Below are 26,588 nucleotides of genomic sequence, written 5' to 3' on the forward strand. Positions count from 1 at the left end.
GATTGGTTAAGAGCTTTCGTCCCAACCGAGGCGCGCATTCTACAGCAGCCTCATTTGCTGTCAAGTGATTATTTTCAGAAGCTTTCGAAGATTTCTTCAACAACTTCAACCACTTGCGCTTCCGATCTCTCGTCAGCGGGAGGCGAATTCTACAGCGTTACACGCTGCTGTCAACACCTCTTTTTCAACTTCCTGCTGACTTCGATAAACTGAAGCAACTGACTGTCGAAAACTGCGTAACTCATTGTTTACCAAGGAGTTTTCCGTTTCGACTGCGCCGGAAGTGGGGCGAATTATAGGCCTCCAGAATCTGCCGTCAACCTTTAATTCAGGTTTTCTATCAAACAACCTGAAATCTGCGAACCCCCTCTATATAAAGAGCAGCGCATGCCGACCACTGAGCAATATATTGCTCATTTCAGAGTTGTTAAGCATCATAGCGTCAGACTCGCCCCTCTTATAAGATCTCGGACCCCCCCCAATGAGCACCTCCCCCCGCAGCCTGGCTACTGCATTGTTCCCCATCGGCCTACTGTTGATCGCCATGGCCTCGGTCCAGTCCGGCGCCTCGCTGGCAAAAAGCATGTTTCCTATCGTCGGCGCGCAAGGCACGACCGCACTGCGCCTGATCTTCGCCAGCGTGATCATGCTGCTCCTGCTACGACCCTGGCGTGCCAAGCTGACAGCCAAATCCCTGCGCACCGTCATCGTCTACGGTATGGCATTGGGTGGCATGAACTTTCTCTTCTATATGTCGTTACGCAGTGTGCCCTTGGGTATTGCCGTTGCCCTTGAATTCACCGGGCCGCTCGCCGTAGCCATCTACGCCTCGCGTCGTGCGGTGGACTTCCTGTGGATTGCTCTCGCCATCATTGGCCTGCTTCTCCTGATTCCGACGGGAGAAACCAGCAACGGCATCGACCTACTCGGTGCGGCCTACGCATTGGGAGCTGGCGTCTGCTGGGCGCTGTATATCCTGTTCGGTCAAAAGGCCGGTAACGACAACGGTGTTCAAACCGCCGCCCTTGGGGTGATGATCGCCGCGTTATTTGTTGCACCCTTCGGAATCATCCACGCGGGCTCGGCATTACTCACCCCTGCATTGATCCCCGTTGCCCTGGGCGTCGCCGTTCTATCCACCGCCCTGCCCTACACCTTGGAAATGGTCGCGCTGACACGCCTGCCCGCCCGCACTTTCAGTACGCTCATGAGCATCGAACCGGCATTCGGTGCACTTTCCGGCCTGCTCTTCCTGCAAGAACACCTGTCACTATCACAATGGCTTGCGATCACTTGCATTATCCTCGCCTCTGCAGGGGCAACATTGACGATGCACAACGAGTCAAAGCCGCTGGTTCCGGCGGATTGACGCCTCTTTGAATGTAGCTCTGGTATTTACCGATCATTTAGGCCATGTTTAAGCCGTAAACGAATGTCATTCATGGAGAATTTCGACAAGGACAGCACGAACGCTACACTCGAGCGCGAGTAAAGCCTGCTTCAAAGCATTGTTGCGAAGCGGCTATTAAGGATTGGAATGAAACGAATTTTGATACTGTTAATGGTCGTGGCCATTGCTGGCTGTGCCGCGACCACCAAGACAGAAGTAAAACGGGGAAAAAAAGGGCTGCACATCAACTGTTCCGGCCTGTCGTCTTCTTGGGACCAGTGCTACACCAGTGCAACCAATTCGTGCGGTGCAAAGGGTTATCGAGTTATCGCCAAATCCGGTGACAACTCCGAAGAGCCAGGGGACTACCCTTTCGGGCTCAATCCTGCCGGTTACACCAGCCGCAGCATGATTGTCATCTGCAAATAGCCGACTGAGCAGTCACCCTCTGACTGCTCACCTGCCTCTCACTCCAGTCAAATAGCGGTCGTACGTTCCCGCAACCACTCAAGCCCTGCGCCGCTGAGCAATGGGCTCAAGCGCTCACGCACCTCGGCGTGGTAAGCGTTGAACCACTCTCGCTCGTCGGCCGTCAGCAACGACGGCTCCAGGCAACGGGTATCGATAGGGCACAAGGTCAAGGTCTCGAACTTGAGGAACTCCCCGAATTCGGTCTTGCCCGTTTCGCGGTTCAACACCAGGTTCTCGATACGTACACCCCAACGGCCTGGACGATAAGTCCCAGGCTCGATAGAGGTGATCATCCCTGGCTGCATCGCCGTTTGCGGCGCAGCCACAGCCTGATAGGCAATCACTTGCGGGCCTTCGTGCACATTGAGGAAATAGCCTACGCCATGACCGGTACCATGGCCGTAGTCCACGCCTTCGGCCCAGATTGGCGCACGGGCTATCGCGTCCAACAGCGGCGACAGGATGCCTTTAGGGAAATGTGCGCGTGATAGCGCAATCACCCCCTTGAGTACACGCGTGCAGTCACGCTTCTGCTCCTCACTCGGCGTGCCGATTGGAACCATCCGCGTGATATCCGTTGTACCGCCCAGGTACTGGCCGCCGGAGTCGATCAGCAGCAAGCCGTCGCCTTCGATCAGCGCATGCTCTTCCTCGGTGGCGTGGTAGTGGGGCATCGCTCCGTTGGCGTTGTAGGCGGCGATCGTGTTGAAACTCAGCGACACATACCCCGGGCGACGTGCACGCGCAGCCGTCAGGTGTTCGTCGATGGTGAGTTCGGTAATACGCTCACGCCCCAGCGCGCTATCCAGCCAGGCGAAGAACTCGCACAAGGCCGCACCGTCCTGCTCCATGGCTTGGCGGATATGTTCGGCGTCCGCCAGACTTTTGCGCGACTTGGCCAATGTGGTCGGGTTCAACCCTTCGATCAGCTTCACGCCGGCGTCCAGGTTTTCCAGCAAACCGGCGGTAACGCGCGCCGGGTCAACCTGCAGGCTGGCCCCCGACGGCACAGCACGCAAGGCCTGGGCCACTTCGCTGTAGTCGCGCAGGGTGACACCCTCCTGTTCCAACACAGCACGCAGCGCTGCATCGACCTTGCTCAGCGCCACAAACAACGTGGCCTGCTGTTGATTGATCAAAGCAAAAGACACAAACACCGGATTGAACGAGACATCACCGCCGCGCAAGTTAAACAGCCAGGCGATGTCATCCAGGGTGGCGATAAAGTGCCAATCGGCGCTCTTCTCTTTCAGGCTGGCGCGCAGCGTTGCGAGTTTCTCACCACGACTGACGGTCGCCTGCGGCGGCAAGTGTTGATAGATCGGCTGGTTCGGCAAACCGGGACGGTCTTGCCACACTTCGTCCAGCAGATCGATATCGGTACGCAGGTGCGCACCACGTTCCGCCAACTTGCTGCCCAGCGTACGTGCCGAGGCCACAGCCATCACCGCGCCATCTACCGCGACGACAGCACCTTCCGGCGTTTGCTCGGCCAGCCATTCCAGCGGCCCCGGTTGTCCCGGCTGCAGCTTCACCAGTTCGATACCGCTGCCCTTGAGTTCCTTGGTCGCCTGCTCCCAGTAACGGCTATCCGCCCAAACACCGGCGAAATCCGCGGTGACAATCAGCGTCCCCACCGAACCGTGGAAACCCGACAACCACTGGCGCCCCTGCCAGTAACCCGGCAAGTACTCGGACAAATGCGGGTCGGCCGACGGCACCAGCAAGGCGTGGATGCCTTCGCGGCTCATCAGCTCGCGGGTCTGCGCCAGGCGCTGGGGAACCGTTCCATGGGTCAAGGGCTGTGTGCTCATAGTGTCTCCTGCTAACCACGAATAATTATTATGTGTTGCGATGTTTGAATCAGACCGCCCAGAAAGCCGGGGCACTGGCCAGGGCGGACTTGATCAGTTGTACAGCCTGGTCGATATCCTGCTCGGTGGTAAACCGGCCCAGGCTCAGGCGGATGGTGCGTCCGGCACTGCGTGCATCATGGCCCAGTGCCAGAAGAACGTGGGACGGCGCATTGCTCGCCGAGTTGCAGGCAGAGGTCGCGGAAAATGCGATACCTGCGCTCAACGCCGTGGCGTTGAATTCACCCTCGCCAAAAGTGAGGCTCAGAGTGTGAGGTATACGCTGCGTGGCGCTGCCATTGAGGCGCACGCCGGCCACCGACTCCAGCTGATCCAGCAAGCGCTGGCGCAAGGCCACGATCACTGCTTTTTCTTCATTGAAAGACGCCGCCGCCAGCGCGAATGAGGTGCCCATGCCGGCAATCTGATGGGTCGCCAGGGTGCCGGAGCGCAGGCCGCCTTCATGACCGCCGCCGTGGATCTGTGCCAATACTTTCTGCTGTGCCCGAGGCCCGACGTACAACGCGCCGATGCCTTTGGGGCCATACAGCTTGTGGGCCGAAAACGACATCAAGTCTACCGGCCATTCGGCCAGATCAATCGCGACCTTGCCCGCACCTTGCGCGGCATCCACATGCAGCAACGCGCCGTGTTCACGCACCCGTGCACCGATGGCTGGAATGTCGTTTAGGGTGCCCAACTCGTTATTCACCAACATCAGCGATACCAGGAAGGTGTCTTCGCGCAACGCTGCGCTGACCGCCTGGGCGCTGATCAAGCCATCGGCATCCGGCACCAGATAGGTCACAGCCACGCCGGCTTCCTGCAGTTGCCGCGCGGTATCCAGCGTCGCCTTGTGTTCGATCTGGCTGGTGATGATGTGCCCACCCGCCACACCGCGTGCCTGGGCCACGCCCTTGATCGCGAGGTTGTTGGATTCGGTGGCGCCAGAGGTCCAGACGATTTGCTCAGCCTGTGCACCGACCAAGTCGGCGACCTGACGACGCGCCTGTTCAACCGTGTGCCGGGCGGCTTGGCCAAACGCGTGGGAACTGGAGGCAGGGTTACCGAAATTGGCGTTGTAGCCCAGACACTCGACCATTACCTGAATGACTCGCTCATCCACGGGGGTCGTGGCGGCGTAGTCGAAATACAGCGGACGTTTATTCATGACGTTAAAGACTCGCAGAGCAGGTTCCCAAGAGCAGCGTCTCAGGGGCATCGACCGGGACAGAGGTCGTCAGGTTTAACCGATCGAATGCCATTAAAAAAGGACCACGTGATGTAAATGTGCGTAGGAACGCTCCTGGAATTGAGCTTAACAGGCTGACGTCGCGCCATGGAAAACAAAAAGCCCGAGGTTCCTTAAGGAAAGCCTCGGGCTTTTTGCCGCTGGGCGCGAACTCAACTTGGACGACCATGCAGCGCCACGCTGCGTTCGGCGTTCATTTCGCCCTGGTTATCGAAGCTGTAGGACTTTTGTGGCTGGCCCATCAATGCCGCACGCTGCTGTTGGTAGTCATCAAATGACAGCCCACGACGCCCCAGCGCCTCCAATGCCAGTTGCTTGGTTTCTTCCGCCGTGTAGGGGCGTAATTCTGGAGCGGGATGAGTCGCACATCCGGCAAGGACAGCAGTGACAAGCAACAAGGAAACAGCGAGGAATCGGTTCATGGCGGCGGCTCTGCGAAGTGGGTTCAAGTCAATGAACACAGGCTACTCCCGCCCCCTCGCACTGAAAAATCACCTGCCTCGATAGTGGCTATCAACCGCGCCGGCACCCTCGATATCACCCCTCACATATTCACTAAAGATCTATAAATATGGAAATCAGTTCGTTTACGGAATAACCCTTACCCTCTATAACGGGCTCCACAGCGAACGCAACTGTTCGCCACGCAACTGTTGCCCTGGCAACAGACATTCAACAAATGCACAGGCAACCCGCAACAAGTAGCGGAGCGCATCAAGGGACAGACATTGAGGAAATCCGCGTGACAGCCAAACCCCACAGCGCCCTGCCATCTCCCTTGCAGACCGCCAAGTTGCTGGCCGCCGAATTCGCCCTGAGCGCCGTGGAACGCGACGAGCGCGGTGGCACGCCCAAGGCCGAACGCGACGCCCTGCGCCAAAGCGGCCTGTTGGCCCTGAGCATTCCCACTCAGTACGGCGGCCTCGGCGCACGCTGGAGCGACACCCTGGGCATCGTGCGCGAGTTCGCCAAGGTCGACAGTTCCATCGCCCATGTCTTCGGCTTTCACCATTTGATGCTCGCCACCGTGCGCCTGTTTTCGCGCCCGGACCAATGGCAACCCTGGTTCGAACAGACTGCCCGCAAGAACTGGTTCTGGGGCAACGCCCTCAACCCGCTGGACACCCGCACGGTGGTCAAGGATTTCGGCGGCTGGCGCGAGTTTTCCGGCAAGAAGAGCTTCTGTTCCGGCGCCAGCGATTCGGAAATGCTGATTGCTTCGGCGGTCGATGAAACCGCTGGCGGCAAGCTGCTGATTGCCGCAATCCCCAGCGGCCGCAGTGGCATCACCCTGCACAACGACTGGAACAATATCGGCCAGCGTCAGACCGACAGCGGCAGCGCCAGCTTCGAGCGCGTGCGTGTCGAGGAGTCGGACTTGCTGCTCGATCCAGGCCCGCTGAGCACGCCCTTCGCCTGTCTGCGCCCGCTGATCGCACAATTGACCTTCACCCATATGTTTCTCGGAATTGCCGAAGGCGCCTTTGAAGAAGCACGCAACTACACCCTGACCGAAACCCGCGCCTGGCATAAATCCCCAACTGAGGACGTAAGCCAAGACCCGTATGTGCTGCATCACTACGGCGAATTCTGGGTGGCGTTGGAAGGCGTGCGCTTATTGGTAGAACGTGCTGCCGACTTGCTCGACCAGGCCTGGGCCAAAGGCCCCAACCTGAGCGAAAACGAACGTGGCCAACTGGCCATCGCCATCGCCAGCGCAAAAGTTGCCGCCACCCGCCAAGGCCTGGACCTATGCAGCCGCCTGTTCGAAGTGACTGGCGCACGCTCCACCCACGCATCGCTGCGCCTGGACCGTCACTGGCGCAACCTGCGCACGCAAACCCTGCACGACCCGGTGGACTACAAACTCCACGAACTGGGGGATTGGGCGCTCAACCAGTCCCTACCCATTCCTACGTTCTATTCCTAAGAAGAGGTGCCCATGCAGCTGTTAACCCTACCGCCCTCGCCCGCCCTTGCGACCTCGATCCGCGCCACCGCCCAAGTCTTCGAAGACCCTAAATCCCAGGCGTTGCTCGACCATATCCGGCAAGTGGCGCCCAGTGAAGCCAGTGTGTTGATCATCGGCGAGACCGGCACCGGTAAAGAGCTGGTGGCGCGACATATCCACAACCTCAGCGCCCGGCGCAATCGGCCGTTCGTGGCGGTGAACTGCGGCGCGTTCTCCGAATCGTTGGTGGAAGCCGAGTTGTTCGGCCATGAAAAAGGCGCCTTTACCGGCGCCCTCAGCGCCAAGGCCGGTTGGTTCGAAGAGGCCGACGGCGGCACCTTATTCCTCGATGAGATCGGCGATTTGCCGATGGCGATCCAGGTCAAGCTGCTGCGCGTCCTACAAGAGCGCGAAGTGGTGCGCTTGGGGTCGCGTAAGAGCATTCCGATTGATGTGCGCGTATTGGCCGCGACCAACGTGCAGCTGGAAAAGGCGATCAACGCCGGGCATTTTCGCGAAGACCTCTATTACCGGCTTGACGTGGTCAGCCTGGAACTCAGCCCGCTGCGCGAGCGCCCCGGCGATATCCTGCCGCTGACCCGGCACTTTATCGAGGCCTACAGCCAGCGCCTGGGTTACGGCCCGATCACCATCAGCCGCGAGGCGGAACACAAACTCAAGAGCTACAGCTGGCCGGGCAATATCCGCGAGCTGGAAAACGTGATTCACCACACGTTGTTGATCTGCCGAAATGGCGTGATCGAGCGGGACGATTTGCGCCTGTCCAATATGCGTATCGAGCGTCAGGACGACAGCCAGTACAGCACCGACAACAGCGCCGAAGCCCTGCTGGCGCGAGCGTTTCAAAAACTCTTCGAAGAGCAGGCCGGCGCGCTGCACGAAAAAGTCGAAGACGCCTTGCTACGTGCCGCGTACCGATTCAGCCACTACAACCAGGTGCACACAGCCAACTTGCTAGGCCTGAGCCGCAACGTCACCCGCACCCGCCTGATCAAAATCGGCGAGCTGGCGGTGAACAAACGCCGCCCCGGTGAAAACGTGCAAGGCGAGCGCATGCTGCACCTATCCATTTAGACGGCAGTGCAACGCGTTGTCATGGCTGCGCTCAAAACTGCGCAGTACCTGGAACGAACCAAAGGTCACGGCCGTGGCCTGATGGGCGCGAATCAGCGTCCAGAAATCCTCTTCGCCATGCTCAAAGCATTTAAAGGCCGCTTCCCCCTCCTCGCGGGAGCGCCATTGCAGGTAGTTGAGCACCCGTCGCCCGTCATCGCTGACCTGCACGCTCGCATTGATAAAGCCACCATGGCCCGCGGCCAGACGCTCACTCTGGGTGGACAGCGCGGCCACCAGGGCAAACTGCTGCCGGGGTTCGATGTGGAATTCGATCAGTTGAGTGAAGCTGCGATTCCTCTCTGATACCTGCATGAACACGCCCCTTTCTCTGTAGGCAGAATCTTGCGATTCGATGCGACGCAGGGTAAAACCTCTAGTTAAGTCAAGGTCAAGCATTGTTTCGGAGCTTTTCATGCTGAATAAAGAACTGACCGTCGGCCAGTTGGCGGCCCGCAGCGGCGTGGCGGTCACAGCACTGCACTTCTATGAAACCAAAGGGCTGATCAAGAGCAATCGCAACGCGGGCAACCAGCGACGATACCCACGGGATGTGTTGCGGCGAGTGGTGGTGATCAAGATTGCCCAGCGCTTGGGGATTCCCCTGGCGACCATCGGTGAAGCACTGCAGACGCTGCCGGATGGGCGTACGCCAACCGCCAAGGATTGGGAGCGTCTGTCGGCGTTATGGCGCGAAGACCTGGATGAGCGCATCAACAAGCTGATGCTGCTACGGGACAAGCTCAATGGCTGTATTGGTTGCGGGTGTTTGTCGCTGGAGGCGTGCCCGCTGCGCAACCAGGACGACCAATTGGGTGAGCGTGGTCCGGGGGCGCACTTGCTGGAACCGAGCTGAGCCTGCTCGTCGGGATCGTCGAAGCCCTTGATTGGCGTGGCCTATAGTGAAAAAGCCATTCCTCCATAACCACAATCAAGGAGAACGAAATGAGCGTTAAAGCTATCCCCGAAGGTTTTCACAGCATTACGCCTTACCTGGGCGTCGAAAAAGCTGCCGAGGCCATCGAGTTCTACGAGAAGGCCTTCAATGCCACCCAAGTCATGCGCCTGGACATGCCTGATGGCAAGGTGGGCCATGCCGAACTGCGTATCGGCGACTCACCGATCATGCTCGGCTCGCCCTGCGATGAAAGCCCGTTTGGCAGTCCGCGCGACGGTCATACCAGCGTCGGTATCCATCTTTATGTTGATGATGTCGATGCGCAGTTCAAACAGGCTGTAGCCGCTGGCGGCATTGCAATCTCCGAGCCCAAGGATCAGTTCTATGGCGACCGATCCGGTACGTTGAAGGATCCATTTGGGCATGTGTGGTTCCTGGCAACTCGCAAGGAGGATTTGACGGAGGAGCAGATTCGCCAGCGGGCCATGGAGATGTTCCAGCAGAGCTAACCTCTGGCGGTCACCACACCTTAAATGTGGGAGGGGGCTTGCCCCCGATGGCGGTGTGTCAGCTATAGATTGGCTGGCTGACACACTGCCATCGGGGGCAAGCCCCCTCCCACATTAGCTCCTACACACTTCATGAACACCCCCTCCACGCTTTCCCCCTTGTCCCGCAAGCCTGGCCATCCCACGATGCAGGCACTTATTACAAGGAATCACTCCATGTTCGCCGGTTTCCAAAAAGACGCGTGTCCTGTCAATGGCGTCTGCATCAGCTACCGCAAAGGCGGCACCGGCCCCGGCCTGCTCCTGCTGCACGGGCATCCGCAAACCCACGTGATCTGGCACAAAGTCGCCGAGCAGTTGGCCGAGCACTTCACCGTGGTCGCCGCCGATCTGCGCGGTTACGGCGATAGCAGCAAGCCGCCGGCCGATGACCATCACGCTAATTATTCGAAACGGCGAATGGCCCGGGACGGGCTTGAGTTAATGCAGGCCTTGGGCTTCGACACCTTTTCAGTGCTGGCCCACGACCGTGGCGCACGGGTGGCTCATCGTATGGCCCTGGACCATCCGAGCGCCGTGCAACGCATGGTGCTGCTGGATATCGCCCCGACCTTGTCGATGTACGCACAGACCGACGATGCCTTCGCCCGCGCCTACTGGCACTGGTTCTTCCTGATCCGCCCGGCACCGTTGCCGGAAACCTTGATCGAGAGCAACCCCGAGTTGTACCTGCGCAGTGTGATGGGCAGCCGCAGTGCCGGGCTCAAGCCGTTTACCGACGAGGCCTTCGCCGAGTACCTGCGCTGCCTGCAACTGCCGGGTGCCGCCACCGGTATCTGTGAGGACTACCGCGCCGCTGCCAGCATCGACCTTGAACACGACAAGGCGGATATCGACGCTGGCCATCACCTCAACCTGCCGCTGCTGGTGATGTGGGGCGCCGAAGGCACCGTCGGCCGCTGCTTCGAGCCGCTCAAGGAATGGCAGAAAGTCGCCACCGACGTGCGGGGCAGGGCCCTGCCGGCCGGCCATTACATCGCCGAGGAAGCTCCCGGCTTATTGCTGGAGGAAGTGCTGGCGTTCCTGCGCTGAGTGCTATTCTGGCGGCTCATGCCGCCACGCTCGTGCCTGATGACTAACAAGAAAGCTACCGTGCCCCTGCCCGAAGACCTGCGGGTATTTCTGACCGTGATCCGCAAGGCCGGCTTCGCAGCGGCCGCCGATGAGCTGGGGTTGTCGCCTGCGTATGTCAGCAAGCGCATCCAGATCCTCGAGACCACCCTCGCCACTCGTCTATTGCACCGCACCAGCCGCCGCGTGGCCCTCACCGAAGATGGAGAACGGGTCCAGCGTTGGGCCGTGCGTATCCTTGAAGACTTCCAGCAACTGTCCGATGAATTGTGCGACGCCCACGACAGCCCGCGCGGCCATCTGCACCTGTGCAGCAGCTTCGGCTTTGGACGCAACCATGTGGCCCCTGCCCTGTCCCTGCTGGCGGAGCAATACCCGGAACTGGAAATCCGCCTGGACCTGTTCGACCGTGTGGTGGATATCGTCAACGAAGGCTTCGACCTGGAAATCCGTGTGGGCGACGACATCCCCGGCCAACATATTGGCCGGCAGTTGGTGAGCAATCGCCGGGTGCTGTGTGCTGCGCCCGCCTACCTGCAACGCCGGGGCACGCCGCAACAACTGAGTGACCTTGAGCATCACGACTGCCTGGTGATCAAGGAGCGTGACAATGCGTTTGGCATTTGGGACCTGGAGCGCGAAGGCGTGCAGGAGAGCGTGCGGGTACGCGGGCCACTGTCGTCAAACAATGGCGAGATCGTATTGCAGTGGGCGCTGGATGGACGTGGGGTATTGCTGCGCTCGATGTGGGATGTGAAGCCGTTGCTGGAACAAGGCAAGCTGGTGCAGGTGCTGCACGACTCTACCCAGAGTGCCAATGTGTGGGCGGTGTACCCGACGCGATTGGCGCACTCCGGGAAGCTGCGGGCGTGTGTGGAGTTTTTGCAGGAGCATTTCAAGGGGTTGTCGATCTAGCCCCCTCCCACATTGACCCCGGTTGTATCAGTTGAGCCACGGGTTGGCTTGCAGGTGCTGGCGCTCGAAGGCCTTGATCTGCTCGCTGCGCTGCAAGGTGCTGCCAATCGCATCCAGCCCCAGCAGCAACGCGGTCTTGCGCAGGGTATCGATCTGGAAGGAAATGACCTGGCCATCCGCCAGATGAATCGCTTGGGCTTCCAGGTCGATACTGATATGCGCATGGCTCGGCTGGCTGACTGCCTGTCCTAACGATTGGAGCAGTGCCTCCTCCAACGTAATCAACAACACCCCATTGCGCTGGCAGTTGTCATAGAAAATCCCGGCAAAACTGCTGCCGATCAGCGCCCGAATGCCCATCTGCTTCAAGCCCCACACCGCATGCTCACGGCTGGAGCCACAGCCGAAGTTCGGCCCCACCACCATAAAGCTCGCGCCCTGCCATGCCGGTTGGTTCAGCACGAATTCGGGATTGGGTTCGCCACTGGCCAAAAAGCGCAGATCGAAGAACAACCCGCGGTCCAGGCCGCTGCGGTCGATGCCCTTGAGAAACTGTTTGGGCATGATCACGTCGGTGTCGATATTCGCCGCCAGCATCGGCGCGGCCTTGCCGGTGACTTGGGTGAAGGGTTGCAGGCTCATGGGCGGTCTCCAAAGTGGCGGATGTCGGTCAGGCGGCCGGTGATCGCGGCCGCGGCGACCATCGCCGGGCTCATCAGATGGGTGCGTGCACCCGCGCCCTGGCGACCTTCGAAGTTGCGGTTGGTGCTGGAGGCGCAGCGGTCGCCGGGGGCCAGCACGTCGTCGTTCATCGCCAGGCACATCGAGCAGCCTGACTGACGCCATTCAAAGCCGGCATCGATAAAAATCGCCGCCAGCCCTTCGGCCTCGGCCTGGTCACGCACTTCGGTGGAGCCTGGCACGATCATCGCCCGCACGTGGCTGGCAACGTGTTTGCCACGCACGACGCTGGCGGCGTCGCGCAGGTCTTCGATGCGGGCATTGGTGCAAGAACCGATAAACGCGTGGCTGATGACGATATCGCTCAGCGGCATGCCGGCTTCCAGACCCATGTAGTTGAGGGCGCGACGCATGTCCTGGCGCAGGATCAGGTCACTGATGGCCTGCGGGTCGGGCACGCGGGCGCCGATGGGCGCGGCCTGGTCAGGGCTGGTGCCCCACGTCACCATGGGTTCCAGGGTCGTGGCGTCGAGGTGTACTTCCTGGTTGAACACCGCGTCGGTATCCGAATGCAGTTGGCGCCAGCCGATCAATGCCTGGTCCCACAATTCACCCTTGGGGGCACGGGGCTTGCCTTTGAGATAGGCAAAGACCTTTTCATCCGGCGCCATAAACGCCCCGCGCGCCCCGGCTTCTACCGCCATATTGCAGATGGTCATGCGCGCTTCGACGCTCAGGGCATCAATCGTGGTGCCACGAAACTCGATGACATACCCACTGGCGCCGGATGCGCCGATCTTGCCGATCAACGCCATGATCACATCCTTGGACGTAAGCCCCGGAGCCAACGCACCGTCGACGCTGACGCGCATGGTTTTCAGACGTTTGTAGACCAACGTCTGGGAAGCCAGCAGGTGTTCGATTTCCGAGGTGCCGATACCAAACCCGAATGCGCCGAGCGCGCCGTAGGTGGTGGTGTGGCTGTCGCCAGCGGCAATCACCATGCCCGGCAGGATAAAGCCCTGCTCCGGGGCGATCACGTGTTCGATGCCTTGGCGCTTGTCGAGGATATCCAGCAGTTCGATGCCGAAGTCACGGCAGTTCTCCGCCAGGTACGACACCTGCCGCGCCCCGCCCGCATCGGGCATCGCCGCAACGCGCCTGGGCGTGGTGGGGTTTACATGGTCGACCACGGCCAACGCCGTGCCGGGGCGCCAAACGCTGCGGCCAGCCTCACGCAACCCGCTGAACGCCTGCGGGCTGGTGTATTCGTTGATCACCTGGCGATCTATATAAAGAAGGACATGGCCCTGGTCGTCCAGGGGGCACACCGTGTGGGAATCAATGTGTTTGTCGTAGAGGGTTCTGGCAGTCATTTTTTTGGGCTCACTCAACGGTTGGTGCCCATCCTACGCAGCGCGCCCACGCCATCAATGGCGCTTGGGTGATGACTTGAAACATGTTTCGTGTTCGATCAAGGCTTCAAACCAGCGGAACCGTAAACCTGAAACATTTGCTTTCATGTTCGACTTAGGGTTTTGCGATTCTCATCCGTCTTAACTTAGATACAGCCCGTCGCGTCAGCAAAAGCTACGACCGGCCTTTTCCGGGCCTCCTTTGCCCCCCTCCGATCAAGACCTGCATTCACATGTCGAAGAAGTCACGCTCAAAACTCTGGTTTCTCGTACATAGCTGGCTGGCTTTGCCCATCTGGTTCTTTGTACTGATCGTCTGTTTCACCGGCACCCTGGCGGTGGTCAGCCAGGAAATCGTCTGGTTGGCCAACCCGGATATCCGCGCGAGCAAGCCCTCCGAGGATGCCGAACCGTTGAGCTTTGAACAGGTGATCGCCGCTATCAAGCGCGAGGACCCCAAGGTAATCGTACGGGGAATCATTCGGCCCGATGAGTCACACTTCGCACTGACAGTACGCCTCACCTACCCTGACGGACGCGCAGTGGCGGCCTTCGCCAACCCTTACACCGGTGCCATCCAGGGCATCAGCCCGTCGTTCGACTTCCAGCAATTTACCCGCGCCCTCCACGGCTGGTGGCTGGTGCCGTTCACCAACGGCTACAGCTGGGGCTGGTACCTGGTGTCGCTGCTGGGCTTGCCGATGCTGGCGTCTTTGGTCACCGGCCTTGTGGTGTACAAGCGGTTCTGGAAGGGCTTTCTCAAGCCGACTCTGCGAATCCGCCATGGCGCTCGGATCTTCTGGGGCGATTTCCATCGTCTGAGTGGTATCTGGTCAATATGGTTTATCGCCGTCATCTCCATCACCGGCACCTGGTTCCTGATCCAGGCGATCCTGGGGGATAACCAGATTTCGATTTCCAGCGAACCCGTTGTGCCGGTGGTCGCCCGGGAGAAAGTCCCGATGTCTGCGTCTGGCGCACCGGCGCCGATGATTGGGCTGGACCAAGCCATTGAAATCGCCACCCAACGCATTCCCGGGCTGGAGGCCAGTTTCGTGACCCTGCCCCTGAACGCCTACAGTCATTTGCAGATTGGTGGCCGGGGCTGGTACCCGTTGATGTACCAGACCGCACAGCTCAACCCCTATGACGGTGAGATCGCCGTCTCGCACATGCTGTCCGATCGCACAGCCCTCGAATTTGTCACCGAGTCGATGCGCCCACTGCACACCGGCGACTTTGGCGGTATCTGGATCAAACTGATCTGGGCGTTCTTCGGCCTGATCCTGAGCATGATGGTGCTGAGCGGCCTGCTGATCTGGACCAAACGCACCGCCCTGGCCAGCCTCAACGCGCTCAAGCGCAGTAACAAAGCCCCGCGCCAACCCGTCCCCATCCCTGCCCTGCAGGCTGAAACCACGGAGGGCAACCGATGAGCAAGGTCGCCGCTGCTGCACCGCCCTCGCCGTTGCGGGCCTTTTGGCTCAAATGGCGGTTCCATATCAATATCCTGCTGTTGCTGGTGCCGCTGGGTTTCATGCCCAAGTACTTTGCCGATGCCGCGCTGTTTCGCGGGGATGCCGGCATCGGTGAGCGAGTCGCCGGCCACGTGCAGGTCGGCCCCTGGAGCCTGACCCTCGCCGAGTTTCGCAATGAAGGCCCCACCCCCGACCCGGCGGGTCCGATGAAATTCTTCAACGCCGCCCTGTGCGAAACCTGCGCCGATCAGGTCAAGGCCACTTACCTGCGTATCGGCAAGCCGCGCAGCCTGCGCGCCGCCGGAGTGATCTTCTTCGGCACGCCGTACCGCATGGGTGCTGCCCTTCCCGTGCCGGAGCGCACCCCGGTGGACGCCGAAGTGTGGGTCACCATGGAAGGCTGGGACGGCAGCATGCACCAGGGTTCCATCCCGCTGAGCCAGGCCTCGCCTGCCACTATTGCCTGGCTGAACAAGCAAGGAGTTAAACCATGACTTTGATGCGCCTGACGCGCGCCTGCGGCGCCCTGTTGATCGGTGTCGGTTTCAGTACCGTGGCCCTGGCCCACAACCCGATGTGCGAATGCAAGGAGATCCCGGGCGAGCAAATCCAGTGTACCGGCGGTTTTTCCGACGGCAGCGGCGCCCCCGGCGTGACCCTCGATGTGATCGGCTACGACGAAACTATCCTGGTACCGGGCAAGCTTGGCCAGGACTCGACCCTGACCTTCAAGAAGCCCTCTGCCGAGTTCTACGTGCTGTTTGATGCAGGCCCCGGCCACGTGGTGGAAATCGACCAAGCGGACATCCAGCCGCAATGAGTACCACACAGGTTGTACGCCCGGCCGGTGCCGGCCACGAGACCCTCTACGTCCTGCTGCTGTGTCTGATCATCCTCGCGGTGGCCGGCTCGGTGATTGCGCTGCACAGCGAATCCCAGGAAGTGGTGGCCGTGCCCAGTCACCAGTTGGACGCCCGCCGCGACCTGAGCGCCGCCGAGCAAGGCATCTATGCCGACTTGCGAGTGACCCTGGATGAGATCCAGTTGTTGCAGCAGGAACACAGCGAGTTGCCCACTCCGGAACAGTTGGCCGAAGAAGGTTTTGCACCGTTCGCCCAGGACGCCAGTTCGGTCAGCCGTGGCAACCATCGCTGGCAGGTGCTGCCGCCTGCGGCCTACCTGGGCTTGAGCCAAGCCACCGGCACCAGCGGTTCGCTGCTGATGCGCGTGCACGGCGCCGAGCCGGATATCTGGCTCAATCGCAGCGCCAACCTCGCCGCGCCTTCCGACCTGTCTGACCAAGGGCTGATCGCGGCCGGTTGGCAACAGGTGGTCACGCAATTCGATGCTGGCGTGACCCGCCAGCACCGTCACTGAACGAGAAGACCGATTGCCCATGTCTATTTCATCGTCCCTGTTACGCCTGCTAGCGGTTGGCCTGTTCAGCCTGATGCTTAGCCCTCTCTCCAACGCCGAAGCCGCCAATGCCGAAGCCGCCAAACGCCTGCGTATCGGCATCACCCTGCACCCCTACTACAGCTACGTGACCAATATCGTCGGCGACAAGGCCGAAGTGGTGCCGCTGATTCCAGCGGGTTTCAACCCACACGCCTACGAACCACGTGCCGATGACATCAAGCGCATCGGCACCCTGGACGTGATCGTGCTCAACGGCGTCGGCCATGACGATTTCGCCGACCGCATGATCGCCACCAGCGAGCGCCCGGACATTGCGGTGATCGAAGCCAACCAAAACGTGCCACTGCTGGCCGCCACCGGCAACGCCGCGCGCGGTGCGGGCAAAGTGGTCAACCCACACACGTTCCTGTCGATCAGTGCGTCGATTGCCCAGGTCAACAACATCGCCCGTGAATTGGGCAAGCTCGACCCAAACAACGCCAAGGCCTATACCCAAAACGCCCGCGCCTACGGCAAGCGCCTGCGCCAGATGCGCGCCGATGCGCTCGCCAAGCTGACCAGCGCACCCAACCCGGACCTGCGCGTGGCCACCGTGCATGCGGCGTATGACTACCTGCTGCGCGAGTTCGGCCTGGAAGTCACGGCGGTGGTCGAACCGGCCCACGGCATCGAACCCAGCCCGAGCCAGTTGAAAAAGACCATCGACGAGCTGCGCGCGCTGGATGTGAAAGTGATCTTCTCGGAGATGGATTTCCCGTCCACCTATGTCGAGACCATCCAGCGTGAGTCAGGGGTCAAGCTGTACCCGCTGTCGCACATTTCCTACGGCGAATACACGCCTGAGAAGTACGAAGTGGAGATGACCGGCAACCTCAACACCGTGGTCCGGGCGATTCAGGAGTCGGGGGCATGACGGCGGCGGAACAACTGAACATGGCCAGCATTGGCCCGACGATTGCGTTCGACAAGGTGTCCCTGACCTTGGGCCGCACCACGATCCTCGATGGCGTGAGCTTCCAGGTCGAGCCGGGCAGCATCCATGCACTGGTGGGGCCCAACGGCGGCGGCAAAAGCTCGTTGATCAAGACACTGCTGGGGCAAACACCCCACCAAGGGCAATTGCGCCTGCAATGGCCCGGCACCGTGGGCACCATCGGTTATGTGCCCCAGGCCCTGGAGTTTGATCGGGGCTTGCCGATGACCGTGGATGATTTCATGGCTGCCATGTGCCAGCGACGTCCGGCGTTTCTCGGCCTGTCCAAACACTACGCAGGCGCCATGGCTGATGCGCTGGAGCGCGTAGGTATGCAGGACAAACGCAAGCGGCGCATGGGTGCGCTGTCGGGTGGTGAGCGCCAGCGCGTGTTGCTGGCCCAGGGTTTGATTCCGACACCGCAACTGTTGGTACTCGACGAGCCGATGTCGGCCCTCGACGAAGCCGGCATCCAGGTGTTCGAGCGTCTGCTCAATGACTGGCGCCTGGCCGGAATCACCGTGCTGTGGATCGAACACGACCTGGAAGCCGTGGGCCGCCTGGCCGACCGTGTCACCGGCCTTAACCGCCGCGTGCTGTTCGATGCCACGCCAAAGGAGGCGCTGACCCCGGACCGCCTGCTGACCCTGTTCTCCACCCATCCTCGGAGCCCGGCGCAATGAGTTATGAAGCGTTTCGCTTGATGGTCCAGGGCTGGGCCTCTTCGGGTTATTTGCCGGAAGCACTGGCCTATGGCTTTGTGGTCAACGCCCTGCTCGCCGGCCTGTTGATCGGCCCGGTATTGGGCGGCCTGGGGACGCTGGTGGTGGTCAAGCGCTTCGCGTTTTTCTCCGAGGCGGTCGGCCATGCTGCCCTGACCGGCGTGGCCGTGGGCATTTTGCTGGGCGAACCCTACACCGGGCCGTATGGCGCGCTGTTCGGTTACTGCCTGTTGTTCGGCATCCTGCTCAACTACTTGCGCAATCGCACGGGGCTAGCGCCAGACACCTTGATCGGCGTGTTCCTCTCGGTGTCCCTGGCGCTGGGTGCAAGCTTGCTGCTGATCCTGGCGGGCAAGATCAACGTGCATATCCTGGAAAACGTGTTGTTCGGCTCGGTGCTGACGGTCAACGGCAATGACCTGCTGGTGCTGGCGATTGTTGGCGCATTGGTCATGGCCCTGGCCTTGCCGTTGTACAACCGCATCATGCTCGCCAGCTTCAACCCGCAGTTGGCCGCCGTGCGTGGCGTGGCCGTGAAGACCCTGGATTACCTGTTCGTGATTCTGGTGACGCTGATCACCGTCGCGGCGGTCAAGGTGATCGGCGCGATCCTGGTGGGGGCGCTGCTGGTGATCCCGGCCGCTGCGGCGCGCCTGTTGAGCCAGTCGCTCAAGGGGTTCTTCTGGGTCTCGGTAGCGATTGCCACCGTCAGCACCCTGTGCGGGATCCTGTTGCCGATCATCTTTGACCTGCCTATCCCGTCCGGTGCAGCGATCATCCTGATGGCCGGTATCGCCTTCGCCCTCGCCGCCATCGCGCGCGGCATCGTGCCCAGCCTCAAAGGGAATCTTGGATAATGCGCCCTGTCTTTCGTCCACTGGCCTTGGCCATCGCTTGTTTGATCAGCACGTCGGCGCTGGCTGTCGACGGTTTCGCGGCCAATGACTTCAAAACCAACCATGGCCTGGGCCATGCAGCGTTGAGCAAGGCCAAGTCGATCAAGCCGGTCAAAGTGCTGGCGTCGTTGCCGATTACCTACGGTTTGGCCGAGGCGCTGCTCAAAGGTACCGACGTGCAACTTGAACGTGCCGCGCCGGCCAACCTGCCCGGCTCGCGGCAGGTGTCCTACTTCACTGGCCGTGGCGCTCCGGCGCTGAGCAAGCTCGCCGAAGGCGCCGACGCGGCCATCGGCTTGCGTTCCTTATGGGCCGATGACCCGCTGTACCCGGTGGCGCGCCGCAGCAACATCCGCATCGTCGAAGTCGACGCCGCACGCCCGGTGGACGGTGGCCTGCCGGGTATCGCCCTGCAACCGGGCGTCACCGATGGTTTGAACAGCCAGCCATGGCAATCAAGCAACAATATGGGCCGTATGGCCGATGTGCTGGCCGCCGACCTGAGCCGCCTGGCCCCCGGCGCCAAGCCAAAAATCGATGCCAACCTCGCCGCGCTCAAGCAACGCCTGCTCAAGCTCACCGCCGACAGCGAAGCGCGGCTGGCCAAGGCGGATAACCTCACGGTGGTCAGCTTGAGCGATCACTTCGCTTACCTGGTCAGCAGCTTGAACCTCGAAGTGGTCAGCACCGATGCACGGCCTGACGCGGATTGGACGGCTGAGGGCTTACAGAAACTCAGTACCGAGTTGAAGGACAACGACGTGGCCGTGGTGCTGCATCACCGTCAGCCGAGTGACGCCGTGAAGGCAGCCGTGACCGCAGGCGGTTCGCAACTGCTGGTGTTGAACGTCGACGGCGCAGACCCGGTAGCGGAGCTGGAAACCAATGTGGATCAGGTGATCAAGACACTTACCCCCTGACACCTTCCTGTGGCGAGGGAGCTTGCTCCCGTTAGGCTGCGCAGCAGCCCTGAAACCGGCGACTGAGTACTTACAGAAAAATGCGATGATGCTGTTGGGGTCGCTTCGCAACCCAGCGGGAGCAAGCTCCCTCGCCACAAGATCAAACCACGTCCACCCCGACATGAATTGCATCATGCCGCCAAAACTCCAGGTCGCAGTCGATCAAGCGCTGGTGCTGGTCATAGTTGACCCGGGCGATACGCAAGCCCGGGCTGCCCACCGATACGCGCAACGCGGCGGCGGCCTCCACCGGCAGTGAAGTCGGCACAATTTCGAAACGCACCCGCCCGTAGTGCAAGTCGTACTGGCGGGCATACAGCTCGGTCATCGACTGGTTCAGGTCGCACTCCAGAATCCCCGGAAAATACTGCGGGTTCAGGTAGTGCTCTACGTACAACACCAACCGCCCATCAATCCGCCGGCCCCGGCAGATCTGGATCACGCTGGACAACGCCGGCAGTTGCAACCACGCGCACACCGCCGCCGACGCCGGTTGCAGCCGCGCCGAGATCACTTCGGTGGACGCCACCCGTCCCTGGTCACTGACCATCGCGTGAAAGTGACTACGCTGCATCAGGTTGTAGGCCAGCCGGGGCGGCGACACAAACCAGCCGCGACGCTCTTCGCGATAGATCTGCCCCTGGGCCTCCAGTTGTAACAAGGCTTCCCGCACGGTAATCCGAGTGGTACCAAACAACTCGCTGAGCTTGCGCTCGGCGGGCAGTTTGCTGGCGGGCGGCAATAGGCCGTGGTCGATCTGCTCTTGCAGCGCCAGGCCGATGGAGGTTACCGCCTTGATTGCCTCATCACGCATCAACGTTACCTATCTGGACTAGACCAGCACTGTTCAGGTGCACAAACCGCTCCGTAATCGGGCTTGCACGACTGCATGCCAGCCTAGGCATTGCAGATGACCGACAGATGACAACCCGCGTCCCCCGCCCCCTGCACACCCTGCAATACATCGGCCAAGTCCCGGCGCCACGGGCACTTGGGCATGGTCTACGCTCACTCTGCGACGCGCGACATCCGCGATGTAAAAACGACATCGACACGAAACTGTCATCCATCGAGCCTAAATTGGCTCAGGTATTGCTGACCTAGACCAAACGTCGACAACAACGCAGCGTTGAAAACGCCCAAAGGAGCTTCGGATGAAACAGCTTTTCCTGGCATCACTGTTAGGCTCGACCATTGCCATGTGCACCGCCGCCATGGCCGCTGATACCGATCTAAAAACCTTGGAAGCCGCCGCGAAAGCGGAAGGCGCCGTCAACAGCGTCGGCATGCCCGATGACTGGGCCAACTGGAAAGGCACCTGGGAAGACCTGGCCAAGACCTATGGCCTCAAGCACATCGACACCGACATGAGCTCGGCGCAGGAAATCGCCAAGTTCAAGGCGGAAAATGACAACGCCAGCGCGGATATCGGCGACGTCGGCGCAGCGTTCGGCCCGATTGCGGTGAAGCAGGAAGTCACCCAGCCGTACAAACCGTCCACCTGGTCCCAGGTGCCGGATTGGGCCAAAGACAAGGACGGTCACTGGGCCCTGGCCTACACCGGCACCATCGCGTTTATCGTCAACAAAAAGTTGCTGCACGGCTCCGAAGTGCCCACCAGTTGGGCTGACCTGCAAAGCGGCAAATACAAGGTTTCCGTCGGTGACGTAAGCACCGCCGCCCAGGCCTCCAACGCCGTACTCGCTGCCGCTATCGCCAACAAAGGCGACGAGAAAAACATCGCCCCCGGCCTGCAATTTTTCACCAAGATCGCCCAGCAAGGGCGTCTGTCACTGTCCAACCCGACCATCGCTACCATGGAAAAAGGCGAAGTCGAAGTGGGGATCGTCTGGGACTTCAACGGCCTGAGCTACAAAGCCAAGATGGCCAACCCGGATGACTACGTGGTGCTGATCCCGTCGGACGGCTCGGTTAAATCCGGCTACACCACCATCATCAACAAATACGCCAAACACCCGAACGCCGCCAAGCTGACCCGCGAATACATCTTCAGCGATGCCGGTCAGATCAACCTGGCTAAAGGCAATGCACGTCCTATCCGTGCCGAAACCGACCTGAAACTGCCGGCCGATATCGCCAAGAACCTGATCCCGGGCGAGCAGTACACCAAGGCCAATCCGCAGCCAATCAAGGATGCCGATGCCTGGGAAGCCACCTCCAAGAAGCTGCCTCAGCTGTGGAATGAGCAGGTCATCGTAGAGATGCCGTAAGGCTTCAACCCACATTGGGCTTCCACCGAAGACCCAATGTGGAATAGGGCTTGTGTGGGAGGGGGCTTGCCCCCGATAGCGGTGTGTCATTCGACACATTCATTGACTGATTCACCGCCATCGGGGGCAAGCCCCCTCCCACACTTGATCCCTGTTTCTCCAGATAAAGAGATTCAAGTCCATCTGTCGCGGAGCACCCTCCCCCCATGAAGCACAACGTCATCCTTGTCGTACTCGACGGCCTGAACTTCGAGGTGGCGAGGCACGCCATGGGGCACTTGCAGGCCTATGTCGGCGCAGGACGCGCAGCCCTCTACAAATTGGAATGTGCACTGCCCGCCCTGTCCCGCCCGCTGTATGAGTGCATCCTCACCGGTGTACCGCCCATCGAGAGCGGCATCGTGCACAACAACGTCTCGCGCCTGTCGAACCAGCGCAGCATTTTCCACTACGCCACCGACGCCGGCCTCACCACCGCGGCGGCGGCTTACCATTGGGTCAGCGAGTTGTATAACCGCACGCCCTTTCTCGCCGCCCGTGATCGTCATACCGATGACAAGGCGCTGGCGATCCAGCACGGGCATTTCTACTGGAATGACCACTACCCCGATTCCCACCTGTTTGCCGACGCCGAAAGCCTGCGCGTCAAACATGCGCCGGACTTCCTGGTGGTGCATCCGATGAACATCGACGACGCCGGCCACAAGCACGGCCTCGACACCCCGCAATATCGCAACAGTGCACGCTCGGCCGACATCACCCTGGCCGACTACCTGCAAACCTGGCTCGACGCCGGCTACCAAGTGCTGGTGACCGCCGACCACGGCATGAACAATGACCGCTCCCACAACGGGCTGCTGCCAGAAGAACGCGAAGTACCGCTGTTCGTGCTCGGCGACGCCTTTAGCCTGGATGCCAGCGCCGCGCCGAAACAGACCGACCTGTGCGGCACTATTTGCGAGCTGCTGGGCGTGCCCCACGACAAACCTGTATGCCGGGAGCTGTTGAAATGACCCGAGGCAAATGGCTGGCGCTCTTGTGCCTGCTGCCCTTCGCGCTGTTCTTTATCGTGTTCGAAATCGCCCCATTGGTGTGGGTGTTGATCAACAGCCTGCAAACCGAAGAGGCCGGCTGGGGCCTGGAAAACTTCACGCGTATCTTCAGTTCGAAGTTCTACCTGCAAGCCATCCAGTTCAGCCTGGAGATCAGCTTCTACTCCAGCGTGTTCGGCATCATCATCGCCACGCTGGGCAGCTACTCCCTGCGCCGCGTGGACTCGCCGCTGCGCAATTTCGTGACCGCCTTCGCCAATATGACCAGCAACTTTGCCGGCGTCCCACTGGCGTTCGCGTTCATCATCCTGCTGGGGTTCAACGGCAGCATCACGATCATGCTCAAGCAGGCGGGGATCATTCAGGACTTCAACCTGTACTCCAAGACCGGCTTGATCATCCTCTACACCTACTTCCAGATTCCCCTCGGCGTGCTGCTGCTCTATCCCGCCTTCGATGCGCTGCGCGAGGACTGGCGCGAGTCGGCCGCCTTGCTCGGCGCCAATGGCTGGCAGTTCTGGCGGCATATCGGCCTGCCAGTGCTGACGCCCGCGCTGCTGGGCACCTTTGTGATCCTGCTGGCCAACGCATTGGGCGCCTACGCCACGGTGTATGCGCTGACCACCGGCAATTTCAACGTCCTGCCGATCCGCATCGCGGGCCTGGTCTCCGGCGATGTGTCCCTCGACCCGAATATGGCCAGCGCCCTGGCCGTGGTGCTGGTGGCGCTGATGACGGTGGTCACCGTGGTCCATCAACTGCTGCTCAAGAGGAGCTACCATGTCTCGCGCTGAAGCCGGCCCGGCCTCCCTCTACCATCGGGTCGTGGTGTACCTGCTGTTTACAATCCTGGTGCTGCCGTTACTCGGCACTTTTGTCTACTCCATTGCCAGCAGTTGGTCTGCGACCATCCTGCCCGCCGGGTTTACCGTGAAGTGGTACGTGCAGCTGTGGAGCGACCCGCGCTTTCTGATGGCCTTCGGGCAGTCGCTGCTGGTGTGCGTCGGCGCGTTGATCCTGTCCGTGGTACTGATCCTGCCGCTGCTGTTCGTGGTGCATTACCACTTTCCCAAGCTCGATGCGCTGATGAACATTCTGATCCTGCTGCCCTTCGCGGTGCCGCCGGTGGTGTCGTCGGTGGGCCTGCTGCAACTCTATGGTTCCGGGCCGTTGGCGATGGTGGGCACGCCGTGGATTTTGATCGGTTGCTACTTCACCGTAGCGCTGCCGTTCATGTACCGGGCGATCACCAACAACCTGCAAGCCATCAACTTGCGCGACCTGATGGACGCCTCACAACTGCTCGGCGCCAGCACCTGGCAGGCGGCGATCCTGGTGGTGCTGCCAAACCTGCGCAAAGGCCTGATGGTGGCGCTGCTGCTGTCGTTCTCGTTCCTGTTCGGTGAGTTCGTGTTCGCCAATATCCTGGTGGGCACCCGCTACGAAACCCTGCAGGTGTACCTGAACAACATGCGCAACAGCAGCGGCCACTTCACCAGTGCCGTCGTGATTTCCTACTTCTTCTTCGTACTGGTGCTGACCTGGGCCGCCAACATCTTGAACAAGGACAAAAGCCAATGAGCTTCGTCAGCGTCCAACACCTGCAAAAAAGCTACGCCGGCACACCGGTGTTCAGCGATATCAACTGCGAAATCGCCAAGGGCGAGTTCGTCACCCTGCTCGGTCCTTCGGGTTGCGGCAAGTCCACCCTGCTGCGCTGCATCGCCGGTCTGACCTCGGTGAACAGTGGGAAAATTCTGCTGGATGGGCAGGACATCGTCCCGCTGAGTCCGCAGAAACGTAACATCGGCATGGTGTTCCAAAGCTATGCGCTGTTTCCCAACATGACCGTGGAGCAGAACGTCGCTTTCGGCCTGCGCATGCAAAAGGTCAACGCCGACGACAGCCATAAACGGGTACAGGAAGTGCTGCAACTGGTGGAACTCAAGGACCTGGCTGGCCGCTACCCGCACCAGATGTCCGGCGGCCAGTGCCAGCGCGTGGCCCTTGCCCGCTCCCTGGTCACGCGCCCGCGCCTGTTGCTGCTGGATGAGCCGCTGTCGGCCTTGGATGCACGGATTCGCAAACACTTGCGCGAACAGATTCGCCAGATCCAACGCGAACTGGGGCTGACCACCATCTTCGTGACCCATGACCAGGAAGAAGCCCTGACCATGTCCGACCGGATCTTCCTGATGAACCAGGGCAAGATCGTGCAGAGCGGCGATGCCGAGACGCTCTACACCGCGCCAGTGGATGTATTCGCCGCCGGGTTTATCGGCAACTACAACCTGCTGGACGCCGACAAGGCCAGCCAACTGCTGCAGCGCCCGATCAGCGGGCGCATCGCCATTCGCCCCGAGGCCATCGAGCTGAGTCGCAGTGGCGAACTCGACGCCCTGGTACGCAGCCACAGCCTGCTGGGCAACGTGATTCGCTACCGCATCGAAGCGCGCGGTGTGGAGTTGGTGGTGGACGTACTCAACCGCTCGGCCGACGACCTGTACCCCGAGGGCCAACGCCTGGCACTTTTCATCGACCCAAGCGCCCTGTGTGAAGTAGCCTGATGCAACGTTTTATTGAGAGAGCCTGACCGATGGCATTGGTAATTTTTGATCTGGACGACACCCTGATCCACGGCGACTGCGCCACCCTGTGGAGCGAGCAGATGGGCCGCCTGGGCTGGGTCGACCCTGAGTCATTCATGCGCAAGAACCACGAGTTGATGGCCGCCTACAGCCAGGGCCAGTTGAAGATGGAAGACTTCATGGATTTCAGCCTGGAGCCGATGATCGGCCGCACACCGGCGGAAATTGAACATCTGGTGGAGCCATGGGTGGAGGACGTGATCGAGCCGTTGATCTACAGCGACGCCACCAAGACCATCGCCCGCCATCGGGCCAATGGCGACCGGATCCTGGTGATTTCGGCGTCCGGCACGCATCTGGTCAAGCCGATTGCGGCGCGGATCGGCATTGATGAGGTGCTGGGGATCGAACTGGAAGTCAGCCACGGCGTGTACAGCGGGCGTACGGTGGGCGTACTGACCTACCGCGAAGGCAAGATCACGCGGTTGCTGGAATGGCTGGAGCAGGAAGGTGAGACGTTGGAGGGGGCGTATTTCTATTCGGATTCGCGTAATGATTTGCCGTTGTTGAGCAAGGTGGAATTTCCACAGGTGGTGAACCCGGATCCGGTATTGCGCGCCCATGCCGAACAGACAGGCTGGCCGATTCACCATTGGATCTGACACTG

At 60.7% G+C, this 26,588-nt stretch carries 29 protein-coding genes and 1 pseudogene; 23 read left to right on the forward strand and 7 right to left on the reverse strand.

The window, feature by feature from the left end; all coding sequences use genetic code 11:
- The 3 genes and pseudogenes from DYL61_RS31665 to DYL61_RS27800 all read left to right on the forward strand — a co-directional run.
- Positions 1 to 213, forward strand: a pseudogene (locus tag DYL61_RS31665) (hypothetical protein); the annotation flags it as partial.
- A gap of 268 nt (positions 214 to 481) precedes the next feature.
- Positions 482 to 1,369 carry a threonine/homoserine exporter RhtA gene (gene rhtA, locus DYL61_RS27795; protein WP_135311011.1) on the forward strand — a complete coding sequence of 296 codons (888 nt, stop codon included), beginning with the start codon at positions 482 to 484 and terminating at the stop codon, positions 1,367 to 1,369.
- 168 nt (positions 1,370 to 1,537) lie between these two features.
- On the forward strand, positions 1,538 to 1,819 hold the full coding sequence (locus tag DYL61_RS27800; RefSeq protein WP_027607138.1) for a hypothetical protein: 282 nt from the start codon (positions 1,538 to 1,540) through the stop codon (positions 1,817 to 1,819).
- 47 nt (positions 1,820 to 1,866) lie between these two features.
- Here the strand turns inward: DYL61_RS27800 and DYL61_RS27805 are convergent, their stop codons facing one another.
- The 3 genes from DYL61_RS27805 to DYL61_RS27815 form a co-directional block, all read right to left on the reverse strand.
- Positions 1,867 to 3,675 carry an aminopeptidase P family protein gene (locus tag DYL61_RS27805; RefSeq protein ID WP_135311012.1) on the reverse strand — a complete coding sequence of 603 codons (1,809 nt, stop codon included), beginning with the start codon at positions 3,673 to 3,675 and terminating at the stop codon, positions 1,867 to 1,869.
- Between the two features lie 49 nt (positions 3,676 to 3,724).
- Positions 3,725 to 4,885: a cysteine desulfurase family protein gene (locus DYL61_RS27810; protein ID WP_135311013.1), complete on the reverse strand. Its 1,161-nt coding sequence runs from the start codon at positions 4,883 to 4,885 to the stop codon at positions 3,725 to 3,727.
- A gap of 233 nt (positions 4,886 to 5,118) precedes the next feature.
- The gene (locus DYL61_RS27815) at positions 5,119 to 5,388 is read right to left on the reverse strand and encodes a hypothetical protein (protein WP_135311014.1); all 270 of its coding nucleotides are present in this window, start codon (positions 5,386 to 5,388) and stop codon (positions 5,119 to 5,121) included.
- 320 nt (positions 5,389 to 5,708) lie between these two features.
- Here DYL61_RS27815 and DYL61_RS27825 point away from each other — a divergent pair, with 320 nt between their 5' ends.
- Together DYL61_RS27825 and DYL61_RS27830 are read left to right on the forward strand one after the other, a co-directional pair.
- Positions 5,709 to 6,896, forward strand: coding sequence for an acyl-CoA dehydrogenase family protein (locus DYL61_RS27825; RefSeq protein ID WP_135311016.1), 1,188 nt, complete (start codon positions 5,709 to 5,711; stop codon positions 6,894 to 6,896).
- A 12-nt stretch (positions 6,897 to 6,908) separates the two neighbouring features.
- Positions 6,909 to 8,012 (forward strand): sigma-54 interaction domain-containing protein, encoded by a 1,104-nt coding sequence (locus DYL61_RS27830; RefSeq protein WP_135311017.1) that lies wholly within the window; start codon positions 6,909 to 6,911, stop codon positions 8,010 to 8,012.
- Here the strand turns inward: DYL61_RS27830 and DYL61_RS27835 are convergent.
- Entirely contained in the window at positions 8,001 to 8,366 is a 366-nt protein-coding gene (locus tag DYL61_RS27835) for an antibiotic biosynthesis monooxygenase (RefSeq protein WP_135311018.1), read from the reverse strand. The two genes, DYL61_RS27830 and DYL61_RS27835, sit on opposite strands and share 12 nt — an antisense overlap.
- 100 nt (positions 8,367 to 8,466) lie before the next feature.
- Between DYL61_RS27835 and soxR the strand changes: the two genes are divergently transcribed.
- The 4 genes from soxR to DYL61_RS27855 all read left to right on the forward strand — a co-directional run bounded on the left by soxR (position 8,467) and on the right by DYL61_RS27855 (position 11,504).
- Positions 8,467 to 8,907: a redox-sensitive transcriptional activator SoxR gene (soxR, locus tag DYL61_RS27840; RefSeq protein WP_135311019.1), complete on the forward strand. Its 441-nt coding sequence runs from the start codon at positions 8,467 to 8,469 to the stop codon at positions 8,905 to 8,907.
- 89 nt (positions 8,908 to 8,996) lie between these two features.
- The gene (locus DYL61_RS27845) at positions 8,997 to 9,458 is read left to right on the forward strand and encodes a VOC family protein (RefSeq protein WP_135311020.1); all 462 of its coding nucleotides are present in this window, start codon (positions 8,997 to 8,999) and stop codon (positions 9,456 to 9,458) included.
- Positions 9,459 to 9,674: 216 nt separating this feature from the next.
- Positions 9,675 to 10,550, forward strand: coding sequence for an alpha/beta fold hydrolase (locus DYL61_RS27850; RefSeq protein ID WP_135311021.1), 876 nt, complete (start codon positions 9,675 to 9,677; stop codon positions 10,548 to 10,550).
- 39 nt (positions 10,551 to 10,589) lie between these two features.
- Positions 10,590 to 11,504: a LysR substrate-binding domain-containing protein gene (locus DYL61_RS27855; protein WP_193559463.1), complete on the forward strand. Its 915-nt coding sequence runs from the start codon at positions 10,590 to 10,592 to the stop codon at positions 11,502 to 11,504.
- Between the two features lie 27 nt (positions 11,505 to 11,531).
- Here the strand turns inward: DYL61_RS27855 and leuD are convergent, their stop codons facing one another.
- On the reverse strand, positions 11,532 to 12,146 hold the full coding sequence (gene leuD, locus DYL61_RS27860) for a 3-isopropylmalate dehydratase small subunit (RefSeq protein WP_135311023.1): 615 nt from the start codon (positions 12,144 to 12,146) through the stop codon (positions 11,532 to 11,534).
- Positions 12,143 to 13,561: a 3-isopropylmalate dehydratase large subunit gene (gene leuC, locus DYL61_RS27865; protein WP_135311024.1), complete on the reverse strand. Its 1,419-nt coding sequence runs from the start codon at positions 13,559 to 13,561 to the stop codon at positions 12,143 to 12,145. The genes leuD and leuC overlap by 4 nt, the downstream gene beginning before the upstream one ends.
- 272 nt (positions 13,562 to 13,833) lie before the next feature.
- On the opposite strand from leuC, the gene DYL61_RS27870 reads away from it, so the two are divergent.
- The 8 genes from DYL61_RS27870 to DYL61_RS27905 all read left to right on the forward strand — a co-directional run bounded on the left by DYL61_RS27870 (position 13,834) and on the right by DYL61_RS27905 (position 20,008).
- A complete protein-coding gene (locus DYL61_RS27870; RefSeq protein ID WP_135311025.1) occupies positions 13,834 to 15,036 on the forward strand; it encodes a PepSY-associated TM helix domain-containing protein in 1,203 nt (400 codons plus the stop codon).
- Positions 15,033 to 15,572, forward strand: coding sequence for a thiamine pyrophosphate-binding protein (locus DYL61_RS27875; RefSeq protein ID WP_135311026.1), 540 nt, complete (start codon positions 15,033 to 15,035; stop codon positions 15,570 to 15,572). Before DYL61_RS27870 ends, DYL61_RS27875 begins: the two co-directional genes overlap by 4 nt.
- Positions 15,569 to 15,898 carry a hypothetical protein gene (locus DYL61_RS27880; protein ID WP_135311027.1) on the forward strand — a complete coding sequence of 110 codons (330 nt, stop codon included), beginning with the start codon at positions 15,569 to 15,571 and terminating at the stop codon, positions 15,896 to 15,898. The genes DYL61_RS27875 and DYL61_RS27880 overlap by 4 nt, the downstream gene beginning before the upstream one ends.
- Positions 15,895 to 16,455, forward strand: a complete 561-nt coding sequence (locus DYL61_RS27885; protein ID WP_135311028.1) for a DUF6162 family protein — start codon at positions 15,895 to 15,897, stop codon at positions 16,453 to 16,455. The genes DYL61_RS27880 and DYL61_RS27885 overlap by 4 nt, the downstream gene beginning before the upstream one ends.
- Before the next feature lie 73 nt (positions 16,456 to 16,528).
- A complete protein-coding gene (locus tag DYL61_RS27890; protein WP_420825094.1) occupies positions 16,529 to 17,410 on the forward strand; it encodes a metal ABC transporter substrate-binding protein in 882 nt (293 codons plus the stop codon).
- Positions 17,407 to 18,153, forward strand: a complete 747-nt coding sequence (locus DYL61_RS27895; RefSeq protein WP_135311030.1) for a metal ABC transporter ATP-binding protein — start codon at positions 17,407 to 17,409, stop codon at positions 18,151 to 18,153. The genes DYL61_RS27890 and DYL61_RS27895 overlap by 4 nt, the downstream gene beginning before the upstream one ends.
- Positions 18,150 to 19,049: a metal ABC transporter permease gene (locus DYL61_RS27900; protein ID WP_105698864.1), complete on the forward strand. Its 900-nt coding sequence runs from the start codon at positions 18,150 to 18,152 to the stop codon at positions 19,047 to 19,049. The genes DYL61_RS27895 and DYL61_RS27900 overlap by 4 nt, the downstream gene beginning before the upstream one ends.
- The gene (locus tag DYL61_RS27905) at positions 19,049 to 20,008 is read left to right on the forward strand and encodes a metal ABC transporter substrate-binding protein (protein ID WP_135311031.1); all 960 of its coding nucleotides are present in this window, start codon (positions 19,049 to 19,051) and stop codon (positions 20,006 to 20,008) included. Before DYL61_RS27900 ends, DYL61_RS27905 begins: the two co-directional genes overlap by 1 nt.
- 142 nt (positions 20,009 to 20,150) lie before the next feature.
- Here DYL61_RS27905 and DYL61_RS27910 read toward each other — a convergent pair whose 3' ends face one another.
- Entirely contained in the window at positions 20,151 to 20,864 is a 714-nt protein-coding gene (locus DYL61_RS27910) for a UTRA domain-containing protein (RefSeq protein WP_135311032.1), read from the reverse strand.
- Positions 20,865 to 21,204: 340 nt separating this feature from the next.
- On the opposite strand from DYL61_RS27910, the gene DYL61_RS27915 reads away from it, so the two are divergent.
- The 6 genes from DYL61_RS27915 to DYL61_RS27940 all read left to right on the forward strand — a co-directional run bounded on the left by DYL61_RS27915 (position 21,205) and on the right by DYL61_RS27940 (position 26,583).
- Positions 21,205 to 22,281: an ABC transporter substrate-binding protein gene (locus DYL61_RS27915; RefSeq protein ID WP_135311033.1), complete on the forward strand. Its 1,077-nt coding sequence runs from the start codon at positions 21,205 to 21,207 to the stop codon at positions 22,279 to 22,281.
- A 206-nt stretch (positions 22,282 to 22,487) separates the two neighbouring features.
- Positions 22,488 to 23,294, forward strand: coding sequence for an alkaline phosphatase family protein (locus DYL61_RS27920; protein ID WP_135311034.1), 807 nt, complete (start codon positions 22,488 to 22,490; stop codon positions 23,292 to 23,294).
- Positions 23,291 to 24,127, forward strand: a complete 837-nt coding sequence (locus DYL61_RS27925; RefSeq protein ID WP_135311035.1) for an ABC transporter permease — start codon at positions 23,291 to 23,293, stop codon at positions 24,125 to 24,127. The genes DYL61_RS27920 and DYL61_RS27925 overlap by 4 nt, the downstream gene beginning before the upstream one ends.
- A complete protein-coding gene (locus DYL61_RS27930) occupies positions 24,114 to 24,914 on the forward strand; it encodes an ABC transporter permease (RefSeq protein ID WP_135311036.1) in 801 nt (266 codons plus the stop codon). The genes DYL61_RS27925 and DYL61_RS27930 overlap by 14 nt, the downstream gene beginning before the upstream one ends.
- Positions 24,911 to 25,900 carry an ABC transporter ATP-binding protein gene (locus DYL61_RS27935; protein ID WP_135311037.1) on the forward strand — a complete coding sequence of 330 codons (990 nt, stop codon included), beginning with the start codon at positions 24,911 to 24,913 and terminating at the stop codon, positions 25,898 to 25,900. The genes DYL61_RS27930 and DYL61_RS27935 overlap by 4 nt, the downstream gene beginning before the upstream one ends.
- Before the next feature lie 29 nt (positions 25,901 to 25,929).
- Positions 25,930 to 26,583 carry an HAD family hydrolase gene (locus DYL61_RS27940; RefSeq protein WP_135311038.1) on the forward strand — a complete coding sequence of 218 codons (654 nt, stop codon included), beginning with the start codon at positions 25,930 to 25,932 and terminating at the stop codon, positions 26,581 to 26,583.
- Positions 26,584 to 26,588: the final 5 nt, after the last annotated feature.

The organism is Pseudomonas nabeulensis (assembly GCF_004682045.1).
Lineage (GTDB): Bacteria > Pseudomonadota > Gammaproteobacteria > Pseudomonadales > Pseudomonadaceae > Aquipseudomonas > Aquipseudomonas nabeulensis.

Excerpts from the sequence above, each read along its gene's own strand:
- DYL61_RS27915 (WP_135311033.1), top strand. The coding sequence starts at position 21,205 with ATGAAACAGCTTTTCCTGGCATCACTGTTAGGCTCGACCATTGCCATG.
- DYL61_RS27885 (WP_135311028.1), top strand. The coding sequence starts at position 15,895 with ATGAGTACCACACAGGTTGTACGCCCGGCCGGTGCCGGCCACGAGACC.
- DYL61_RS27835 (WP_135311018.1), bottom strand. The coding sequence starts at position 8,366 with ATGCAGGTATCAGAGAGGAATCGCAGCTTCACTCAACTGATCGAATTC.
- DYL61_RS27850 (WP_135311021.1), top strand. The coding sequence starts at position 9,675 with ATGTTCGCCGGTTTCCAAAAAGACGCGTGTCCTGTCAATGGCGTCTGC.
- DYL61_RS27895 (WP_135311030.1), top strand. The coding sequence starts at position 17,407 with ATGACGGCGGCGGAACAACTGAACATGGCCAGCATTGGCCCGACGATT.
- leuC (WP_135311024.1), bottom strand. The coding sequence starts at position 13,561 with ATGACTGCCAGAACCCTCTACGACAAACACATTGATTCCCACACGGTG.
- DYL61_RS27890 (WP_420825094.1), top strand. The coding sequence starts at position 16,529 with ATGCTTAGCCCTCTCTCCAACGCCGAAGCCGCCAATGCCGAAGCCGCC.
- DYL61_RS27900 (WP_105698864.1), top strand. The coding sequence starts at position 18,150 with ATGAGTTATGAAGCGTTTCGCTTGATGGTCCAGGGCTGGGCCTCTTCG.
- DYL61_RS27810 (WP_135311013.1), bottom strand. The coding sequence starts at position 4,885 with ATGAATAAACGTCCGCTGTATTTCGACTACGCCGCCACGACCCCCGTG.
- DYL61_RS27855 (WP_193559463.1), top strand. The coding sequence starts at position 10,590 with ATGACTAACAAGAAAGCTACCGTGCCCCTGCCCGAAGACCTGCGGGTA.
- DYL61_RS27875 (WP_135311026.1), top strand. The coding sequence starts at position 15,033 with ATGAGCAAGGTCGCCGCTGCTGCACCGCCCTCGCCGTTGCGGGCCTTT.
- DYL61_RS27830 (WP_135311017.1), top strand. The coding sequence starts at position 6,909 with ATGCAGCTGTTAACCCTACCGCCCTCGCCCGCCCTTGCGACCTCGATC.
- DYL61_RS27930 (WP_135311036.1), top strand. The coding sequence starts at position 24,114 with ATGTCTCGCGCTGAAGCCGGCCCGGCCTCCCTCTACCATCGGGTCGTG.
- DYL61_RS27800 (WP_027607138.1), top strand. The coding sequence starts at position 1,538 with ATGAAACGAATTTTGATACTGTTAATGGTCGTGGCCATTGCTGGCTGT.
- rhtA (WP_135311011.1), top strand. The coding sequence starts at position 482 with ATGAGCACCTCCCCCCGCAGCCTGGCTACTGCATTGTTCCCCATCGGC.
- DYL61_RS27905 (WP_135311031.1), top strand. The coding sequence starts at position 19,049 with ATGCGCCCTGTCTTTCGTCCACTGGCCTTGGCCATCGCTTGTTTGATC.
- DYL61_RS27880 (WP_135311027.1), top strand. The coding sequence starts at position 15,569 with ATGACTTTGATGCGCCTGACGCGCGCCTGCGGCGCCCTGTTGATCGGT.
- DYL61_RS27910 (WP_135311032.1), bottom strand. The coding sequence starts at position 20,864 with ATGCGTGATGAGGCAATCAAGGCGGTAACCTCCATCGGCCTGGCGCTG.
- DYL61_RS27940 (WP_135311038.1), top strand. The coding sequence starts at position 25,930 with ATGGCATTGGTAATTTTTGATCTGGACGACACCCTGATCCACGGCGAC.
- DYL61_RS27925 (WP_135311035.1), top strand. The coding sequence starts at position 23,291 with ATGACCCGAGGCAAATGGCTGGCGCTCTTGTGCCTGCTGCCCTTCGCG.
- DYL61_RS27935 (WP_135311037.1), top strand. The coding sequence starts at position 24,911 with ATGAGCTTCGTCAGCGTCCAACACCTGCAAAAAAGCTACGCCGGCACA.
- leuD (WP_135311023.1), bottom strand. The coding sequence starts at position 12,146 with ATGAGCCTGCAACCCTTCACCCAAGTCACCGGCAAGGCCGCGCCGATG.
- DYL61_RS27870 (WP_135311025.1), top strand. The coding sequence starts at position 13,834 with ATGTCGAAGAAGTCACGCTCAAAACTCTGGTTTCTCGTACATAGCTGG.
- DYL61_RS27805 (WP_135311012.1), bottom strand. The coding sequence starts at position 3,675 with ATGAGCACACAGCCCTTGACCCATGGAACGGTTCCCCAGCGCCTGGCG.
- soxR (WP_135311019.1), top strand. The coding sequence starts at position 8,467 with ATGCTGAATAAAGAACTGACCGTCGGCCAGTTGGCGGCCCGCAGCGGC.
- DYL61_RS27815 (WP_135311014.1), bottom strand. The coding sequence starts at position 5,388 with ATGAACCGATTCCTCGCTGTTTCCTTGTTGCTTGTCACTGCTGTCCTT.
- DYL61_RS27920 (WP_135311034.1), top strand. The coding sequence starts at position 22,488 with ATGAAGCACAACGTCATCCTTGTCGTACTCGACGGCCTGAACTTCGAG.
- DYL61_RS27845 (WP_135311020.1), top strand. The coding sequence starts at position 8,997 with ATGAGCGTTAAAGCTATCCCCGAAGGTTTTCACAGCATTACGCCTTAC.